The 17,585-nt window shown below is 60.0% G+C and carries 13 protein-coding genes; 9 read left to right on the forward strand and 4 right to left on the reverse strand.

All coding sequences use genetic code 11. The features are described from left to right. Nucleotides 1-14 precede the first annotated feature (14 nt). On the reverse strand, nt 15-986 hold the full coding sequence (locus HMPREF3170_RS10150) for a DUF418 domain-containing protein (RefSeq protein WP_070479474.1): 972 nt from the start codon (nt 984-986) through the stop codon (nt 15-17). Nucleotides 987-1,099: 113 nt separating this feature from the next. Here HMPREF3170_RS10150 and HMPREF3170_RS10155 point away from each other — a divergent pair, with 113 nt between their 5' ends. The 5 genes from HMPREF3170_RS10155 to HMPREF3170_RS10175 all read left to right on the forward strand — a co-directional run bounded on the left by HMPREF3170_RS10155 (nt 1,100) and on the right by HMPREF3170_RS10175 (nt 6,904). After that, nucleotides 1,100-1,783 carry a response regulator transcription factor gene (locus HMPREF3170_RS10155; protein WP_070362658.1) on the forward strand — a complete coding sequence of 228 codons (684 nt, stop codon included), beginning with the start codon at nt 1,100-1,102 and terminating at the stop codon, nt 1,781-1,783. Next, a complete protein-coding gene (locus tag HMPREF3170_RS10160; protein WP_070479476.1) occupies nt 1,780-2,922 on the forward strand; it encodes a HAMP domain-containing sensor histidine kinase in 1,143 nt (380 codons plus the stop codon). The genes HMPREF3170_RS10155 and HMPREF3170_RS10160 overlap by 4 nt, the downstream gene beginning before the upstream one ends. Next, a complete protein-coding gene (locus tag HMPREF3170_RS10165) occupies nt 2,919-5,054 on the forward strand; it encodes a DEAD/DEAH box helicase (RefSeq protein ID WP_070479477.1) in 2,136 nt (711 codons plus the stop codon). Before HMPREF3170_RS10160 ends, HMPREF3170_RS10165 begins: the two co-directional genes overlap by 4 nt. Before the next feature lie 89 nt (nt 5,055-5,143). After that, nucleotides 5,144-5,962 carry a trypsin-like serine protease gene (locus HMPREF3170_RS10170; RefSeq protein ID WP_070362655.1) on the forward strand — a complete coding sequence of 273 codons (819 nt, stop codon included), beginning with the start codon at nt 5,144-5,146 and terminating at the stop codon, nt 5,960-5,962. 39 nt (nt 5,963-6,001) lie between these two features. After that, nucleotides 6,002-6,904: a trypsin-like serine protease gene (locus tag HMPREF3170_RS10175; protein ID WP_083290979.1), complete on the forward strand. Its 903-nt coding sequence runs from the start codon at nt 6,002-6,004 to the stop codon at nt 6,902-6,904. Between the two features lie 3 nt (nt 6,905-6,907). On the opposite strand, the gene HMPREF3170_RS10180 is transcribed toward HMPREF3170_RS10175, so the two are convergent. From HMPREF3170_RS10180 to putP, 3 genes are read right to left on the reverse strand one after another with little or no spacing between them, the layout of a single operon-like run. Further along, nucleotides 6,908-7,393: a DUF2269 family protein gene (locus HMPREF3170_RS10180; RefSeq protein WP_070479480.1), complete on the reverse strand. Its 486-nt coding sequence runs from the start codon at nt 7,391-7,393 to the stop codon at nt 6,908-6,910. 30 nt (nt 7,394-7,423) lie between these two features. Next, nucleotides 7,424-8,059, reverse strand: a complete 636-nt coding sequence (locus HMPREF3170_RS10185) for an HNH endonuclease family protein (RefSeq protein ID WP_070479482.1) — start codon at nt 8,057-8,059, stop codon at nt 7,424-7,426. A gap of 2 nt (nt 8,060-8,061) precedes the next feature. Further along, the gene (gene putP, locus HMPREF3170_RS10190; RefSeq protein ID WP_070479484.1) at nt 8,062-9,648 is read right to left on the reverse strand and encodes a sodium/proline symporter PutP; all 1,587 of its coding nucleotides are present in this window, start codon (nt 9,646-9,648) and stop codon (nt 8,062-8,064) included. 105 nt (nt 9,649-9,753) lie between these two features. On the opposite strand from putP, the gene HMPREF3170_RS10195 reads away from it, so the two are divergent. The 4 genes from HMPREF3170_RS10195 to HMPREF3170_RS10210 are packed head-to-tail and all read left to right on the forward strand — an operon-like array spanning nt 9,754 to nt 17,581. After that, nucleotides 9,754-12,879: a DEAD/DEAH box helicase gene (locus tag HMPREF3170_RS10195; protein ID WP_070479543.1), complete on the forward strand. Its 3,126-nt coding sequence runs from the start codon at nt 9,754-9,756 to the stop codon at nt 12,877-12,879. Then, nucleotides 12,876-13,739: a hypothetical protein gene (locus tag HMPREF3170_RS10200; RefSeq protein ID WP_070479486.1), complete on the forward strand. Its 864-nt coding sequence runs from the start codon at nt 12,876-12,878 to the stop codon at nt 13,737-13,739. The genes HMPREF3170_RS10195 and HMPREF3170_RS10200 overlap by 4 nt, the downstream gene beginning before the upstream one ends. Further along, a complete protein-coding gene (locus tag HMPREF3170_RS10205; protein WP_070479488.1) occupies nt 13,739-14,944 on the forward strand; it encodes a metallophosphoesterase family protein in 1,206 nt (401 codons plus the stop codon). The genes HMPREF3170_RS10200 and HMPREF3170_RS10205 overlap by 1 nt, the downstream gene beginning before the upstream one ends. Then, nucleotides 14,945-17,581: an AAA family ATPase gene (locus tag HMPREF3170_RS10210; RefSeq protein ID WP_070479490.1), complete on the forward strand. Its 2,637-nt coding sequence runs from the start codon at nt 14,945-14,947 to the stop codon at nt 17,579-17,581. It abuts the gene before it with no gap. The last annotated feature ends 4 nt before the right edge of the window (nt 17,582-17,585 follow it).

Consider the following 17,585-nt stretch of genomic DNA (forward strand, 5'->3'; position numbering starts at 1 on the left):
AGTTTTCCTTTTCTTTAGTGTTGGAGCGGAGGAAGATCGGTCCGGGTTGCGCGAGCCACGATCATGCGCATCGCGGCCTCGAGTGGTCCACGGGCGTAGAAGCTGCGCCACAGCACAGCGAAGGCGAAAGCAACTGCCAGCGTGAGTACTGCGTATACCACCCCGCTGTGGCCGTTGGCCGTGACAACGTGTGCGCAGTACACCGTCAGAGGCATCCGGCCCATGTCACAACCAAACGGAACAAACTGTGCGAGGATGAGACACAGCGCAGTGATACCAGTCGCGACGGCGCACTCGCTGATCACTGAAATGAGTCCCCCGGTGTGCCCATTCGGATCGATCGCGGCGATGAATAGGCCAGCACCTGCCGTGTTGAGGTGCAGCCGAGCTGCAATCACCGCAGGCAGCACCGCCGCCGCGATAATGACTGTGACCCAACGACGCCATGGGTGGTGGAGGATGACACGCCACGACACCATGCCCGCAACCATGAGTGCCGCCCACGAAAAGACAGGGTAGGGGGCACCGAAGACTGCGGCCGGTAGTGCAACAACTGTCCCGAGCGCCGTCGTTGCAGCCGAAGCAAAGAGCAACCCCGCAAGCAGTAAGCCCAAACGCGCAGTTGGCCAGTGGGGAAGCGTCGCTAAGCAGAGGTAGCAGATGCCAAAGACAAGGAGCACAACCTCGATGTCGCCAGCGAACGGCACGAGGAGCACATGCAGCACAATCAGTAGCGTCCCACGAACATAAAAGCCATGGCGACAGCGCGCGACAGCCTCGCCGCCTACCGCTTGGGCGCGCCGGGCCATCAGCTCCATCGAGATGCCAGCCAGGAACGCGAACGTTGCCGCGGGGAAGCCGTAGAGCAACTGACCCGTGACGCCAGCAGGATGGGTGAGGTGCGCGAAGATCATGGCTGCGAGTGCTACGGCTCGCGCGTAATCAATACCGTGAACTCGCAGATCCGGTGTGGAAGTCTTTGACATGCTCCTCACGCTATGCAGGGCGATGTTGCGAGAGCGTTAACATTGCGACCCCGTAAGAAGCCCCAATTAGAATCACAGCAGAATACAAGAACTCCAACGTGGAAGGGGCTGTTGTGGCTGCACCGCCGAAGATTTTGATCGTTGAGGACGAGACGCTGCTCGCCGATGCGTTAGGCAAAGCACTGCGCCGTGAGGACATGCTCGTTGATGTGCGTTACGACGGCCGCTCCGCGCTCGACCGCCTGGAATCACAACCGATAGATGTGATCGTGCTCGACCGAGATATCCCCGAGGTTCACGGCGACGACGTCTGTGCAACCGTCCGTGAGCTGTACCCAAACACGCGGGTGCTGATGCTCACGGCGTCCGCAACGCTCGAGGATCGTCTCCAAGGCTTCGAGATTGGGGCGGACGACTATCTGACCAAGCCGTTCGAGCTGCCCGAGTTGCTGGCTCGCGTCAAAGCCTTGTTGCGACGAGCCGCACCTGAAACAACCTCGACGCTCACGTGCGGCGACGTCATCCTCGACAGAGGCACTCACCAAGTCCACCGAAGCGGCGCGTCGATTGCGTTGTCGCCGAAAGAGTTCGCGGTGCTTGAAACGCTGATGCGAGCACAGGGGCACGTTATTTCCGCGGAGCAGCTCTTAGAAGAGGCATGGGACGCGAACGCGGACCCGTTCTCCAATTCGATTCGCGTCACTATCTCGCACTTGCGGCGCAAGCTGGGGCAGCCTTGGATTGTGCAAACAATGCCCGGCGCTGGCTACTACGTTGCGGAGGAGCCGTACCAATGAGGCTTTCACTTCGCGCGCGTACGTCGTGGTTGTTCGTGGCAACGGTTTTTACCGCAGGGCTGAGTTTGACTGCGGTGGTGTACCTCTACCTGCGCCTGACTCCGGTACCTGTGCAAGCTGTCATCGAGGGCGTCGGGGGCGTTCCCGGCAGTGACGGAGCATTTATTGATGGGTCCGTGCCCATCTCACACGAGGTGCTCAACGTGATGCTCGGCGCCTCGCTCGTCGCGCTGTGCGTGCTGACGGCGCTCGCCGGCGCCATCGGTTGGTTCGTCGCGGGTGTGTTGCTCAAACCCGTACGTACCATCGCGGCGACTGCACGTCTGGTCTCTGCTGGCGATCTTGATCAGCGGTTCGACTACGAAGGCCCCGCTGACGATGTCGCTGACCTCGCGCACGCACTCGACTCGATGCTGGAGTCCCTCGCGCACTCCATCGCGGCACGGCAACGCTTTGCATCAAACGCGTCCCATGAGCTGAAAACCCCGATCGCTACCATTCAGACCATCGCAGATGTCGCGCTACTAGACCCGAATGCACCTGCAGAGGAGCTACGCGACGCCATCCGCGACATCCGCACCGTGAATGCGTCGTCTGCGGAGATGGTCACGTCGCTGCTGAACTTCAGCCAGGCCGAGGCCAAAGTACTCGAGGCGCGCGACATTGACATCTCAGAGCTCATTACCACTGTCGCCTCGAGCGCCGAAGGTATCGACGCCACCATCGAGCCAGACATTCACGTCCTCGGCGACGTCGTGCTATTGCGCCACGCGATCCAAAACCTCATCGAGAATGCTCGTATCCACGGCGTGGACGGGACTGTGCAGGTGCGTGTTTGCCGGACTGGATCCGGTGATGGGGTCGAAGTGGGCGTCGTCAATGATGGGGACGTGTTGGACCCTGCCACAGTCAGCCAGCTCGTAGAGCCATTTAGCAGGGCGAATGCGCGCGTTGCTGGTGCGCGTCCGGGGCACGGACTAGGGCTGGCGCTGGTTGATACGATTGCGCGTGCGCACCACGGGGAGTTGGAGCTCGAGGCGCGAAGCGCTGAAGTTGGTGGCGGACTCGTGGCGCGGATGACATTGCCAGTGGCGAATAGGAAAATCACTGCAGGGTGGCGTACTGTGGGGAAACAATGATCACTTCCGAAAACGCCACCGGCGGCGAGAAAGAGCCGGATATGAATGTGTCGGAAAATCAGGAAAACCCGCAGGATGTCGCAGCGGATGCTGCACGTGAGGACACCAGGGATGCGGGAGTTTCTGAGGAAACCGGCGCTGCGCAAGACGCAGCCAATGCCGAAACTAATGAGACTGAGCAGATTTTGAGCCTTGCCGACGTCGTCGGTGGCGACGTGGCGGACCTCGCTGGGAGCGAGGCGGACGAGGCCACAGAGGCAGACGAGACCGCTGAAGAGCCAGTGAACGGGTTCGAGAACCTGAATCTGCCTGAAGAAGTCGTGGATGCCGTGAAGAAGGTTGGCTTTGAGCAGCCATCCGCGATTCAGGCTGAAACCATTCCACTGTTGATGGAAGGCCGCGACGTTGTCGGCCTCGCGCAAACGGGTACCGGTAAGACGGCCGCGTTTGCGCTGCCGATCCTTTCGCGGATCAACCGCAAGGAGCGCTACCCGCAGGCACTGATCCTCGCGCCTACACGTGAGCTTGCGCTGCAGGTATCAGACTCCTTCCAGTCGTTTGCAGACCACCTTGGCGGGATCTCCGTGCTTCCGATTTACGGTGGCCAGGCATACGGTATCCAGTTGTCCGGTCTGCGCCGCGGTGCCCAGATCATCGTGGGTACTCCGGGCCGCGTCATCGATCACTTGGAGAAGGGTTCGTTGGACATTTCCAACCTGCGCTTCCTTGTCCTCGATGAGGCAGACGAGATGCTGAACATGGGCTTCCAGGAAGACGTGGAACGCATCTTGGAGGACACACCGGAAGAGAAGCAGGTTGCGCTGTTCTCTGCGACGATGCCGAACGCTATTCGCCGTATCTCGAAGCAGTACCTCGACAACCCGACTGAAGTCACGGTGAAGTCGAAGACGCGCACCAATACGAACATCACCCAGCGTTACCTGTTCACGGCGCACCGCAACAAGCTCGATGCGATCACCCGAATCCTTGAAGTCACTGAGTTTGAGGCAATGATTGTCTTCGTGCGTACGAAGCAGGAGACTGAGGAGCTGGCTGAGAAGTTGCGTGCCCGCGGGTTCTCCGCAGCTGCGATCAACGGTGACATCGCTCAGCAGCAGCGTGAGCGTACCGTTGATCAGCTTCGCGACGGCCGCCTTGACATCCTGGTCGCTACCGATGTCGCTGCTCGTGGCCTGGACGTTGAGCGCATCAGCCACGTGCTGAACTACGACATCCCGAATGACACCGAGTCATACGTGCACCGCATTGGCCGCACCGGGCGTGCAGGCCGTACAGGTGAGGCGATCCTCTTTGTCACTCCACGTGAGCGTCGCATGCTGCGCTCCATTGAGCGCGTAACCAACGCGACCATCGAAGAGATGGATCTGCCGACGGTCGACGAGGTCAACGAGAGCCGCAAGACGAAGTTTATGGACTCCATCACCGAGTCGCTCGAGGCGAGCGAGGTGCAGGTGTTTAGGTCCATGGTCCGCGAATACTCCGCTGCCAACAACGTGCCGATGGACGACATCGCCGCTGCTTTGGCAACGCAGGCTTTGGCGGGTGACGAGTTCCTGATGAAGGAGCCTCCGAAGGACCGTCGCGATCGACGGGACCGTGATCGGTGGGATCGCGACGACCGCCGTGGCCGCGGGCGTGACCGTGATGACCGTCGTGGAGGCCGCAGCCGCTTCGACCACGATTCGGAGAACTTCGACACCTACCGCCTGGATGTTGGCAAGCGCCAGCATGTTCGCCCGGGTGCAATCGTTGGTGCGCTCGCCAACGAGGGGGGCTTGAGCTCCAAGGACTTTGGTCGCATCACTATCGGTGGGGACTTCACCCTGGTTGAGCTGCCGAAGAACCTGGACAGCGCGGTCCTTGATCGTTTGACGGATACCCGTATTTCCGGTCAGCTGATCAATATCCAGCGTGATCACGGTGCACCTCCGCGCGGACGCGGCGGGCGCGGGCGCGGTGGATACGACCGCGATGATCGCCGCGGTGGACGCGGGCGCGGGCGTGGCGGTTACGACCGCGATGATCGCCGCGGTGGACGCGGGCGGGGACGTGGCGGTTACGACCGTGACGATCGCCGCGGTGGCCGCGGGCATGACCGCAGCTGGGACTAAGCGCCCTTGATCCTGAGCGCACCTGCTGAGTAATGACTACTCGGCGGGTGCGTTTTTCATTGCTTGGTTGTGCAGTAGACTGCACTGGCATGAAGTTGAATCGCCGTTTGCTCACGCTGGGGTGGGCGCTTGCGCTCGGAGTGGGCGTCGTAACGAACTTGCCAACTGCGCAGGCACAGAACCTGCAGCGAGTAGAGCAGGGCGGAGCCGTGATGGTTGAAGGCGGCGGTTACTGCACCGTCGGATTTAATGAACCGTCTCGCAGGCGAAGCCTGGTTGCGGCGCACTGCGGACCGGACGGTGCGCGTGTGCGCATCGTGGACCACAACGCGAGGGTTGCTTCGCCACAGCTCGGCACCCTGTATCGCTCGAAGGCGTACGACGGCCGCCTTGGCAATGACTGGGCCGCTATCCAGTGGGACGCGCCGGTGCAGATCGGCGGCAACCGGTTCTCCGGTGACGCGTGGGTAAACCCAAACACAATCGCCGTCGGTGAGCGCGTGTGCTACTTCGGGCAAACCTCGAACCGGCCGACGGGCGCCCCCACGTGCGGTCGCTTCGGCGGAGCAGAAGGAAATACGTTCTTCGTCGAAGCGCCGATGACCCGTCCCGGCGACTCCGGTGGCCCGCTGTGGATTCCGGGCCGCGGATTTGTTGGCGTTGTTTCTTCGCAGTGGGTTGCACAAAAGGTACCGCTGCTGGGCTCGCGCGACCTGGTCGTTGGCGTGCACGCTACTGATGGGCCTCGCGTCGCTGAGTCACGCTTGTTGGGCCTGTATGCGCAGAACCTCATGATGCCGGCTTCGGGCTCGGCCGTTGGCCCGGCTGCTGATGCGGTTCGTGGCGCTGTGACGGACGGGTTCAGCGCACTCGCAGGGTTCCTACCAGGTGTAGTGAATTACAGCTAGCTCACTAGCATTCCTGCAGAACTGTGCCAGTATAGAAGTATGTTGACAAGGAAATTCATATCTTCGCTGGCCGTCGCAGCATGCTCGACTGCAGTCCTCGTGCCAAGCGCTACAGCGGCACCAATCCAGCCGACCCAGGGTGATGCTATTAGCACTGGATATAGTTCATGCACGCTAGGCTTTAACGACCACGAAGCCGGAGTCAGCTACACCGCAGCGCACTGTGGACGCGATGGCGACAGGATCTTGTTGGTCGACCGAAAAACGAGCCGTCCGTTGTCGAAAGACATTGGGACATTGCGTATTTCACCAGGCTACGACCGGCAGTACTCGAACGACTTCGCCTGGATCGAGTGGGACCGGGGCGTCACGATGGGCGAGAACATCTACTCAGGTGACATCAAAGCGGATGCCACTTCCATCAAGCGGGGTGCGAAGACGTGCTACCACGGGGAAACATCCCATACGGGGACAAACGATGTCACGTGCGGGAAGTTCCACCGCGCTGCGCGTGGTGGAGGCGGGTTTTCTGCCACGATACGGTCACCAAAGTCAGGCGATTCCGGTGGACCGATCTGGATCGAAGAACAGGACGGGGCAAAGAAATTCGCTGGTGTCATTTCTATAGGTCCTGCGTTCGAAAACTCCACCTACACTCGGATCAATGGCATAAAGATTGACGGGAAAGACTGGCTCTGGGGAGCACCAATCGCTCAAGGAAAGGCAGTCAGCCAGTCCGAGGCGTCGGACCTGGTTTTTGGAGCTGCTGGCATAAATGAAGCCGGTCTCTATGACCGGCTGCTGTCCTCTGATAAGAGCTCGGAGCGGGACTCCTCGTCGAAGTCCGAAAGCTCCAGCGATATGACACCGGGTGAGATTGCCGCGATCGTTGTTCCGATCGTGTTGGCGTTGCTTAGCCTGGCGTCGTCGATAAAGTTCTAGTAACTACACAGTTGGTGCTGGCAAGAACATCAGCACCAACACGATGAACCACAAAAGGTTAAAGACACCAGCGAACGCGGAAGCCTTAGCTTTCGACTTTTCAAAGTTCGCGGTGACATCGGCTGGGTCGGCCTCGGCTGGCTCCAGCTCACCGAGTGTACCGACCATCTTGCGCTGGGTCGGGATGACCACGAAAAGCAGCAGTGCCCAGGCGATGACTGCCAACACGATAGAGGTGTGCAGGAAGTAGTTCGTCTTGTACGCAGCCCAGTCGCCGAAGAGGATGGCGACACCGAGCAGCGGAACGAGTGATGACGCGATGCCGTAAGTGCGCGAGATGCGGTACAGGATCGACGCGCGACCGGCAGCGGCCGCATCGCCCGCCTGTGCTTCGGCGGCCTGGCGCGGGAACATCGAGGTGGATACGACGATCGGGCCCAGCAGCAAGATGGCGGCTGCGACGTGAAGGAAAGTTAACAGAGTAGTCATAGGCAACCACTGTACTTGATACGTCCACCATCACCTAGGCGAATTGGTGGTAGGGAACATACCAATTCCAATAAGGTGGGCGGCGACGCCTCGCCATCCCTTGCATGCACGGCGCATTGTGCGAAGGTCATTGGTGGTTACGCGCAGGTCGTACATGTTTGCAACGCGTGCTAGCTGCCGTGCGTATGCGCATTGCTGCGGGATCGATGGAGGCATCCACTCGCTCGGTAGCATGTCTGACTTTTGTTGGTTCGCCTTGCTCGAGGTCACGATGAGGTTGTGGGGGTCATTCGCGAACCGGAGTCGCTGCTCATCGCTCCAGGCGAAAGCACCCATGTCCCATGCTGCGGAGAGGGGGAAGAGGTGGTCGAGCTCCACATCCTTAGGTCTGATGCGTTCGCGGGTGTACGGATCGATAACGTCAACCGGCTCCCACTGCCGGTGGGGAACGTTGCAATTAGGCTGCTCAAACGTGTACGCCATGGCATGCTCGCGAGTCGTACATCCGGTGGCATGGCGCTGCCAGCCTGGTCCGAAGTTGTCCCGCTCGTAGCCGATGATAGTAACGCGTTGGCGGGTTGTGGGGGCGTCGATACGCGAAAACCCCGTTGGAAACGGGGCGTACGCGATGGTCAGGATAAGTAGCAGAGTGAGGTAAACACGCACGTCTAGTTAGACGCGTGGGAGTCCCCTTCGGTTCCCGCAGTCGCCTTGAGCGCGTCAGCAAACGTTGCGTCCGGAGTGGTCAGCGCAAAGTTCGTCACTGCAAGAGCATGGTCAAACTCGTCTTCGACGCCCTGCTTCGGCTTGGTCAGCAAGGAGACAGCGACAAGCGCGATCGTCGCGAATGCGATACCCGGAACGATTTCGTAGATGATGCCGGACAGCGTGTCGGAGGAGCCCCACACGAAGACCGTGATTGCACCGACGATCATGCCAGCGATGGCGCCCGGGGCAGTGAGACGACGCCAGTACAACGATGCAATTACAACGGGACCGAAGCTTGCGCCGAAGCCTGCCCACGCGAACGCGACCAGGCCCAGGATCGTGTCCGATGGGTTGATCGCCAGCACCATCGCGACCGCTGCAACCAAGACCACCATCGTGCGCGAGAGCACCAGCAGCGCCGTCTGGCTCGGACGCTGCTTCGCCACGGCCCGATAGATGTCCTCAATAAGCGCGGAGGAGGTGATCAATAGTTGGGAGGACATTGTGGACATAATCGCCGCGAGCACCGCTGTAAGGACGATACCTGCAATGAGTGGGTGGAAGAGGATGCGGGCCAGGTCCAAGAAGATGGTTTCGAAGCCGCTTTGGTCAGTGACACTGTGCGGTGTTTCGGCGAAGAAGACCGTCGATACGAGCGCGGTGAACACCGCACCCGCAAAGCAGATAGTGACCCAGCTGATTCCGGTCCGGCGTGCGCTGGCTGCCTCAGCCGGGGAGCGCAGCGCCATGAAGCGGGTAACAATATGTGGCTGTCCCAGGTAGCCGAAGCCCCACGCCAAGTTGCCGATGATGGTTGCCAACGAGACACCGGCGATCATGTTGAAGTAGTCCGGATTGCCGGCCTCCCACGGGCCGTAGGCGTTGTGGGAAGCGAACGAGAAGATATCAGAGGGGGTATCGAGCGAGAGCAGTGCCATCAGTGGCACCGTGACCAGCGCCAAGAACATCAAGACCCCTTGGACAACGTCGGTATAGCTCACAGCGAGGAAGCCGCCGATGAACGTGTACAGCACAGTAATCGAACCGACGATGAGCACGCCTGTGAGGTAGTCACCATGGAAAGTGGATTCGAAGTAACGGCCACCCGAGACCATGCCTGACGAAACGTAGAACGTGAAGAAGAAAATAATGATCACGGCCGCGACAAACCGCAGGACGTGTGAGGAGTCTCGGGTGCGGTTCTCAAAGAAGGACGGCAAGGTAATCGAGTTATTTGACACTTCCGTATAAGCGCGGAGGCGTGGTGCGACGAACTTCCAGTTCGCCCACGACCCGACCAAAAGTCCAATAACGATCCACAGCTCGCTCATGCCGGAAACGAACAATGCGCCCGGCAGCCCCATCAGCAGCCAGCCCGACATATCTGATGCGCCCGCGGATAGGCCTGCTACGAATGGGTGCAGTCCACGGTCGCCAAGAACGTAGTCGTCATACTTGCTCGTCTGGATCCACGAATAAAACCCGATGGCAACCATGACACCGAAATACAACACAATGGCAAGGACAAGCCAGAAGCTATCGGCCATGTTTGCCTCCCTAAAGCAATAGAAAAAATAAGCGAGTAGAGTTTTAAAGATTACCGTTAGAACCGTAGTCGATGTAGCGAAATCAAGGATGGTATAAGGGTGGGCTTGCCAAAATTCCTTCTTCACGGGCTGTGGCTGCCAGATTCTGGCTTGCAGGTCTGGGTCGAGCAGGTGGCTGGCCATAAAATCATCACACTCGACGAAGTGCCGAAGGGGACCTTCCCCGAACCAGTCCACACACTGCTCGAAGGGGTCAAGTTCCGCCACCGCGGCAAGGTCATGTTGCGCACGCCGAAAGGCAAACTATTGCGGCTCCGGGTGCCGACGGCAGCATTCGCCCCCGATGAGGCAGTACAGTTTCTACGAGCAATGTCCTTCCTCCTGGACCCAGACGTTCCGGCACCGGAAGGGCTCACGGAGCAACAGCGGGCGTCGGTAGCCCCGGATCTTTTGTGGCTCATCCAGATGTTTCTCGGGCTTGAGCGGTTTGTACAGGCTGGCAGGGTATCGATTCACGTGCCGTCTCAGGACTTTCAGTGGTTCGCGCAGTGGCAGCTCGGCACCGGGGTGGAGGAACGCGGTTGGCTCGCGGACATGATTGCGGCTGCGCCAGGCGTACTTACGGAGAACAACCGACGGCTCGACGAAGACTGCTCGCGCACATTTGTGCACTGGATCGCGTCTGCCCAGCTGCGTAACTCCCCTATGCTGCGCGGTGAGCGCCCGTTTCCGTGGCACGATTTTGTACAGTCGTTGCTTCACGGGACGCCGCTACGGCGAGGCTCTAGCGCGTTTTCGCGACAGATGAGCCAGTGGAACGGCTCAATCACTGCGACGAATTTCCAACTGGTCTTCATCGTGGAGCAGCCCGCAGACGCAGAAGATGGGGGCGATGAAGCGTTCACGCAGTGGCCGATCCGGGTGAACGTGCGCTCCGGCGATGAATCGCCGCGGCCCATCCGGCTGTCGGAGTATGACGCCTATACGGTGCAGCAGCTCCACTCCGTGCTTCGCGACGCCATCAGGGTCTCCGACCTGATTGATCCATCGACGCACCGGCGTGCCGCGACAACGCCGGGCTCTGCGCTCGATGGCGACTGGGACGTGTACCTGTCCGCGGAAGAGATTGTGCAATTCGTGGAGACTGAGGTGAGCAAGCTTCGGCTTGCGAACTACGCGGTGATGCTGCCACGCGCCTGGACAACTGCAGAGACAACATCGAAGCTGCACCTTTCGGAAGCGAAGAACCCGTACGACGCAACAGCGGTGACCCGGCTTGGCTTCGGCCAGCTGGTCAATTACGACTGGCGCGTCAGCATCGGCGGCACTGAACTGACGGATGACGAAATGCAGCGGCTCGTCGAGTCGAAGTCTGGGCTGATCAAGCTGCGCGGCGAGTGGGTGCTCGCCGATACACGACACCTCGAGCGCACGAAGCGGTACATGGAGAAACTCCACGGGACGGCGCTGGCGCGGGCTAAGCGTGAAGCAGAAGAAGCCCGGACGACCGCGCAGCTTGCAGCTGATGCGGGAGCAGATGACGCCGAAGCGCTCGCTGCCCGCGCCGACCAGCTCGAGGAGGAGTACCAGAAACTCGAAGCGTCAGAGGAACACGGTGCGGTAACCGCGGAGGAGCTGCGTCAGCTCGCGCTGGAGAGTGGACCAGACTCGCCGCTTGAGTTCACTGGGTCCCGTTGGTTTACGTCTCTGGTCGGCGGAATGGACCGCCCGGCGCCGGAGCGCGTCGACATCCCAAGAACTGTGCATGCTGAGCTCCGCGAGTACCAGCGTCGTGGCGTGGATTGGCTCTACTACATGTCCCGCAACCACCTAGGTGCCGTGCTTGCCGATGACATGGGGCTCGGCAAGACGCTCCAGCTGCTCACCCTGCTTGCCGTCGAAGCAGAACGCGGGCAGCGCACCGGACCAACCCTCGTTGTTGCGCCGACCTCCGTGGTGGGCAACTGGGCACGCGAAGCCGCGAAGTTCGTGCCGCACCTTTCTATATATGTCCACCACGGCAGTGCCCGGTACAAGGGAGAGGAACTGCGTGAGGCTCTCAAGAAGCATGACGTCACCATCACCTCCTATGGGATCGCATCGCGCGATGTGATCGACTTGTCTTTGATCGAATGGGACCATGTGGTGCTCGACGAAGCTCAGGCGATTAAGAATGCGGGGACGAGGGCGTCGAAAAGCGTGCGAGCGCTGCCAGCTCGCCACCGTATCGCGCTGACAGGCACCCCGATTGAAAACAAGCTCTCCGAGCTGCGCAGTCTCCTCGACTTTGTGAACCCCGGCATCCTCGGCTCGCAGTCCTTCTTCCGCAACCACTTCGCACGGGCAATTGAGTCGCGCCGGGACGAGGGCCTCGCCGACGAGATGGGGGAGCGCCTGCAGCGCCTCACCGCGCCGTTTATCCTGCGCAGGCTGAAGACGGACACCGCGATCATCGATGACCTGCCGGACAAGGCTGAGCATGTACTGACAGTGGACATGACTGCGGAGCAAGCGGCGCTCTACACGGCACTCGTTGACCGCATGCAGCGCGAACTGCAGGAACGCAAGGGTATGGCGCGTAAAGGTCTCGTGCTTGCCACGATCACTCGCATCAAGCAGATCTGCAACCACCCGGCTCACTTCCTGGGCGATGGATCACCAGTACTTGCCGACGGCCACCACAGGTCCGGTAAGGTCGCCCGCCTTGTGGAGCTGCTCAATGAGGCAGTGCGAACCGACCAACGAGTGTTGATCTTTACCCAGTACAAAGCGTTTGGTGACATCCTGCGGCCCTACCTGAGCGACTACCTCGGTGAGCTCATCCCGTTTCTCCACGGTGGGGTAGGAAAGAGCGCGCGCGATGCTATGGTTGCGCACTTCCAGGAGCCGGACGGGCCGCGCGCGATGCTGCTGAGTCTTAAAGCAGGTGGTACCGGACTCAACCTGACTGCTGCATCGATGGTGATCCACCTTGACCGTTGGTGGAATCCCGCCGTGGAAAACCAGGCGACGGACCGCGCGTTCCGCATTGGCCAGAAGAAAGACGTCACGGTGTACAAGATGATTACGCGCGGAACCATGGAGGAATCGATCCAAGACATCTTGGATGGCAAGATGCACCTGGCAGGTGCGGTGATTGGCGAGGGCGAAGGCTGGATTACGGAACTCGACGCTGACGATCTGGCACAGCTGATGAGCTACCGAGGAAACGGAGGCGAGCGCAACCTATGAGCACCCAGCGACCACGCGAAGACAACGTTATTTATGCAAACTTCGGCGCACGTCGGCGCTCCCCGGAACAGAAGCAGGCGAAGCAAGCTTCTGAGACTCGATCGCGGTACAAAGACGTTCCTGCGACGTGGAATGCCGCAGGCCGCAGGATCTGGGAAGCAGTCGTGCGATACAGCGATGCTGGTCGCATCAAGCGGGGCATTGCGTACGCCAACGGCGGTCACGTCGCCGAGCTCTACCCGCGGCTTAGTGGGATCGATGCGGTTGTGACCGGCTCACAAATCGAACCATTTCACACCGTCATTGAGCTACCACGGCGCACCGCTGCTGACATCGGCGGGCTGCTATCCGACATTGCGCACGACTCCGCGGCATTGATGAAAGCGCGCAATGGCGTCTATACCGATGAGGCGTTGGACACCTTGATCGCCAACGGTCCTGAGGAGTTTCGGCTGCACTGTAGCTGCCCCGATCCCGTCGTAGCCTGCAAACACATTGTCGCAGTGGGGTATCAGGCAGCACAGCGCATGAGCGAACACCACGAATTCATTCTCCAACTTCGGGATAGCTCGATTGTGCGACTGACCGGCATGGCGCCACCGACTGTGCAGCACGAGGCAGCGCAGCCTGACGCGCCGGGCGAAGTCACGGCGTCTACACCGCGCCCGCAGCCGGACTTTTGGGAAGGCGGCGCGTTACCTGATTTGCCTACCCCGAAAGTCGCTCCGATGATCGAAGATTCTGACATCACGATGTTGCACAAGGCGATGCAGACAATTTCCTTTACCAACATCGACCAGCTACGAGCGGTCTCCGATATCGAAGATCTGTTCTATGCTCTGACTGAAACTGAAGACTAATGTCCGAGCCGTTTGGTAGTAGTGAGTATGTGAACACGTTTCGATTTATCCACTCCTCTGACCTGCAGCTTGGCATGACTCGGAAGTTTCTGCGCTCCGAAGCCCAATCGAGGTTTGACGACGCCCGCTTGCGCGCCGTTGAACGCCTCGGCCAAGTAGCCACGGAGCATGATGCAGACTGTATTGTGATCGCCGGCGATGTGTTTGAGCACAACGCGCTCGAGCGGGAGACGCTTGGACGAGCGCTCGAGGTGCTGAAGCGCCTGCCAGTGCCGGTGTACTTGCTCCCGGGTAATCATGACCCGCTGGTGGCGGACTCCATTTTCTACGCCACCGATGACCTTGAGAATGTGCACGTGCTCGATTCCTTCGATCCCGTAGAGGTCGTCCCGGGCGTTGAGCTTGTCGGCGCGCCTCTCAAAGCCCGATACGCCTCTGAGGACTTATGCGCTCGCGCCGCGCGCGATTTGGAACCAACGGATAGAATTCGAGTGCTTGTCGGCCACGGCCAAGTGGATGGCTACGGCAAAGAACAGACCGAAGCGCTCATCGATCTGGATTTGCTGGAGGAGAAGCTGGCCTCGGGGGTGATCGATTACGTCGCGTTGGGGGATACGCACTCTACGCAGTCACTCGGCACGAGTGGGCGCGTGTGGTTCTCGGGCAGCCCGGAAACCACTGATTTCCACGACTTTGCTATCGGTGGCCCTGGTGGCGGCGGCGAGGTTGATTCCGGTAACACGCTCGTCGTCGAGATTACGAAGTCCTCCACGGAAGATTGCGTTGTAAACGTCGAGCCGGTTGAGACGGGAGCGTGGACATTTGAGGCATTGGACTGGGAGGTCAGTGACGAAGGTGACGTCGAAAGGATAGTGGAGCAGCTTGAACGCTACGAGCACAAGGACCGCACTGTGGTGAAGTATTCCGTCCGCGGCACGCTTGGCCTTGCGGCGATGGCGACCTTTGAGCAGGCGATCGGGCGGCTTGAGCCGGTGTTCGCTGCGTTGTATGAGCGTGAACGGCTCATGAGCCTGCACCTGGCGCCCAGCGATGACGAGCTCGAAAACCTTCCGCTGAGCGGGTACGCGGCCGAGGCGATGCGGGACCTGATTTCCCAGGCATCCGCGCATGACGATGCTAAAGGCTCTGCGACAGCACGTGACGCTGTGAACCTTCTGTTCCGATTCTCCAAGGAAGTGAACTAAATGCGCATCCATTCGATCACCATTGAAAACTTCCGTGGTATTCAGCGGTTAGAGCTCCGTGACCTGCCAGATACCGGTGTGATCGTGATCCATGGCAATAACGAAGCAGGCAAATCCACCATCCTTGACGCGCTGACGACAGTGCTCAACGAACGCCACACTGCCGGAGGCAAGAAGATTGGCGTGCTCACTCCGATCGGGAGGGACGTTTCGCCTGCAGTGCGGCTTGAGGCGACGGTTGGCGATTACAGCTTCACCATTGCCAAACAGTGGGGGAAAGGGAAGTACTCGGAGCTCAACATCACCAGACCGCAGCTGCGCCAATACACCGGGCGTGAGGCTGACGATGAGCTTGCACGGATCCTCGCGGAAAACCTTGACCAGGAGCTCGCTTCGACGCTCTTCCTGCGCCAGGGACAGTTCGCAGCAGGGATCAGCGCAGCGGGCATCCCAAGTGTTGTGCGGACCCTTGATGGGGACGCTGGACGCAGCGCAGAGGAAGCCGCCTACGATGACACTGCGCTCATGCAGCGCATCAGCGACGAATACACAGCGTACTTCACACCCACAGGTCGCCCGCGTGGCGAATACGACAAGCTCCGGAAAGCAGCAGAAGAAGCGCAGCAACAGTACGAATCGCTGTTGCAGGAAAAGCGGAAGTTTGACAATGAAGTCGTAGAAGTTGAGCGCTTGCAGCAGCAAATGCAGCAGATCCAGGATGAGCTGCCGGAAGCACAGCGAGATCTTGAGTCCAGTCAAGCCGAGGCGAAGCGCGCCGAAGAGGTTGCCGCAAAACTTCAGGCTGCGCAAGCAGCTGTGAAATACGCAGAGCTCACGGCACAGCGCGCAGCGCAGGATGTGGAAAACAGGAAGAAGTTGGAGCAGCGCGTCGCACTGTTGGGTGAGCAGCAGGCAGCGCTCGAGCAGGAGAAGGGCGCCGCCCAGCAAGCCAGTGATGAAGAGGAAGCTACCATTGCGACACTCACCGAAACCGTGGAGCGGCGTCAAGCTGCACTGACGAATGCACGCGAGGAGGCACGCCGTGCCAGCGCTCTGCGTGAGTACTCGCTGTGCCAACAGGAACTCTCAGATCTGCAGGCAGTGCTTGACCAGGTTGACGGTGCGCAAGCCGAGTATCAAAAACTCGTTGCTGAGGCCCCTAGTCGTCCCGTCACCGACGCCGATGTGACTCGAGTGGAAGAAGCTGCGAGTGAAGTAAAGGTACAGCGCACCATCCGTGCAGCCTCGACCGCGAAACTGACCGTGCATGCCGATGACGCCACCTTCGTGCACGACGATGCCCCCACACACGTCAAAGGCGAGCGCACTATCGAGCTTTTCGACGCCACCACCTTTGAATTCGGTGAGTTCCATCTGACCTACAGCGCTGGCGCCAGCGGCGCGAACCAGTACAGCGTGGTGGAAGATGCGGAGCGCGCGCTTGAGGAGTTACTCGCGGGCCTTGGTTGTGCTGACGTTGCGGAGGCGCGAGCGAAGCGCGATGAGCATCGGACGTTTGCTCAACGCGTGGAGGAAGCCAAGCGACGCAGGGAAGACATCCTCGCAGGCAGAGACCTATCTGCGCTACAGGAACGCCACCTAAAGCTGCAGAAACTACACGCAGAGCACGCTGAGGCCTTGGGGGAGGGCGTAGCTTTAAAGGAACTCGATGCTGCTGAGCACGAGGCCGCTGCTGCAGAGGCTGCTTTACAGAATGCCCAGCATGACGCGGAAGTGGCGGTGGCTGCGCTGGAGCCGCACCGGGAGCGAAAGGCCCGCCAAGCACTGCTTGTACTGGAGACCAAACTCGCAACGCACGAGGAAGCAGTACGTAACGCCGATGAAGAGTTGCGAACAGAGCAGGAACATACAACGTCGGAAGACTTGGGCGAGGCACAAGCAACTGCTGAGGCTGGACTGAGCGCTGCGCGCACAAAACTTGAAGAGGTCACCACGGCGGCAAACGAGGCCAACGTGGACATGGCACAGGCGCTGCTCGAAAGCGCGCAAACCCGCGTCGTGAACTTGCAAGACCGCTACAATGCCGCCGATAGGCGCGTTGCCGAGCTGAAAAGCTTTTTTGAAATGGCGACTGGTATCGCGGAAAAGGTCGACCGAGCCGAAGCGATGTTGGACGCAGCTGAGTCTGAGTACCGCCGAACCACCCGCCGTGCTGAGGCAACCAAGCTCTTGTATGACACGCTACAGCGCTACCGTGAAGAGGCGAATGCGCGCTACGCGGCGCCGTTCGCTGCTGCGCTGGAGGGCTACGCGGGGGCGCTGTTTGGCAGAGATGTGGAATTCGAGCTCGACGACCAACTGCAAATCACCCGCCGCAACGTTGCTGGTGTGTCTCTGCCGATCGAGGAGCTTTCTGGTGGCGCACAGGAGCAGCTCGCCTTGCTGACCCGTTTTGCCATTGCGGAGCTTGTCGCCCGTGATGGAACAGCACCGGTACCTGTGGTGATAGACGATGCACTCGGCGCGACGGACCCCCACCGGCTGCAACTGATGAACGCGCTGTTTAACAGGGTGGGCAAGCATGCTCAAGTGATTGTGCTGACGTGTTACCCCAACCGGTACGACGGCGTTGCCAGTAGCAACCGATACGAGATTGAGCAGCTAAAAACCAATTAATTAA

This window comes from Corynebacterium sp. HMSC08D02 (assembly GCF_001807505.1).
GTDB classification, from domain to species: Bacteria; Actinomycetota; Actinomycetes; order Mycobacteriales; family Mycobacteriaceae; genus Corynebacterium; species Corynebacterium pseudogenitalium.